Source organism: uncultured Planktosalinus sp. (assembly GCF_963973675.1).
In the GTDB taxonomy this organism is placed as follows: domain Bacteria; phylum Bacteroidota; class Bacteroidia; order Flavobacteriales; family Flavobacteriaceae; genus Planktosalinus.
In genome coordinates this window covers 1-1,534 of the sequence record NZ_CAXBAN010000484.1, presented here as the reverse complement: position 1 = coordinate 1,534, position 1,534 = coordinate 1, and the positions used below count along the sequence as shown (strand labels likewise).

Here is a 1,534-nt window from a genome sequence, read left to right as displayed (position 1 = left end):
AATGGAGTTTCCATGACGATTGTTTCAAAAAGTGAAGTAAGAAAGCTACGTTCCATAGAAAAAATTATACAACAAAAATTTATTTCCAAAGAAATTCCGAATGGAATGGGAATCTGTGAAATTCAATTATTTCACTTAGCAAATAGCATTAAAAACACAGAAATAAATCATGATATTGATTCATACCTTCCAAATATAGAAGAAGTACTTGAAGGCTTAAGTAAAGAAGATTTAATCAAAAAAGTTTTTTCTGTTGAATTCAGCCGTTTTTTCAGTCGGTATAAAAACGCCAAGGACTTAAATGTGAATGAAGGCAGTTCAAGAGACGACGCACATAATGAAGATACTACACGTTACTTTTTGAACATAGGCGCAAAAGATGGTTTTGACTGGATGAGTTTAAAAGATTTCTTACGAGACCTGCTAAGTTTAGGTAAAGATGATGTCTACCGTGTTGATGTAAAAGACAGCTTTTCGTTTTTTAATACCGATGCAAAGCATCAGGAGCTGGTACTTGGAATCTTTGAAGATTTTAAATTGGAAGGAAGAAACGTCAATGTTGAAGTTTCAAAAGATGGTGGCGGAAAAGATCGAGGTAACCGCAGGCGAAGAGACGATGGCGGAAACAGAAGTAGAAAAAAAGATTTTTCCAAAAGTAAGGGGAAACCTGACTTTAAAGGAAAAAACAAATCAAAATTTGCCGGTGGCGGAAAACGTAGAGGTTCAGACTCATCAGCTCCGGGAACAGGTGGCAAAAGACGTAGACGCTCATAAAGCTGTTAATTTTTGTTTAATGTTTTTAAATTCACTCGGTAGTTGCCACTATATTTTTATATTTAAGCAATTGATTTTGCTATGAAAAAAATAAGTATACTAATTTTCCTTTTTGCTTTTTCATTGAGCGTATTTTCTCAGGAAGAAAACAAAACAATTAATGGAAAAGTTTTAAATGATGCCAATGATATTCCCATTGAAAATGTGCATATTGTAAATATGAATCAAGTCATTGGTTCTGTTTCAAAAGAGGATGGTTCTTTTTCAATTCCGGCTAAAGTTAATGACACTTTATATTTTTCCTACCTCGGTTTTAAATCTATCAGGGTAAGAGTCACAAACGATTGGTTTAAATATGGTGAAATCAAAATCAAAATGACCGAATTGGGTATTGCACTTGAAGAAGTTGTTTTGCGCCCTGTGCAATTGACAGGTTACCTGGAGGTAGACGCAAAAATTATTCCTATTTACGATAATTACAGATACAGTATATCAGGTTTAAATACCGGTTATGAAGGAGGGCAAACACAGCCTTCAGCCGTAACCAAAGTAATGAGTGCTGTCTTCAATCCTGCTGACTTTTTATACAATGTGTTTGGTAAACGGCCGGCACAAATGAGGAAGCTAAGACAAATGAAAACTGATGACAACATCCGAAATCTCCTGCAAAGTAAATTTGACAGAGAAACGTTGATGGTTGTACTTCAACTTGAAAAAGTTGATATCGACGAAATCCTTAATAATTGTAATTATTCAGAAA

At 34.5% G+C, this 1,534-nt stretch carries 2 protein-coding genes; both read left to right on the top strand.

What is annotated here, in order from left to right; translation table 11 throughout:
• Nucleotides 1-774, top strand: a 774-nt coding sequence (locus AACY61_RS13570; protein WP_339612120.1) for a DbpA RNA binding domain-containing protein, incomplete at its 5' end; no start/stop codon positions are given.
• Between the two features lie 81 nt (nucleotides 775-855).
• Nucleotides 856-1,534, top strand: a 679-nt coding sequence (locus AACY61_RS13565) for a carboxypeptidase-like regulatory domain-containing protein (RefSeq protein WP_339612119.1), incomplete at its 3' end; no start/stop codon positions are given.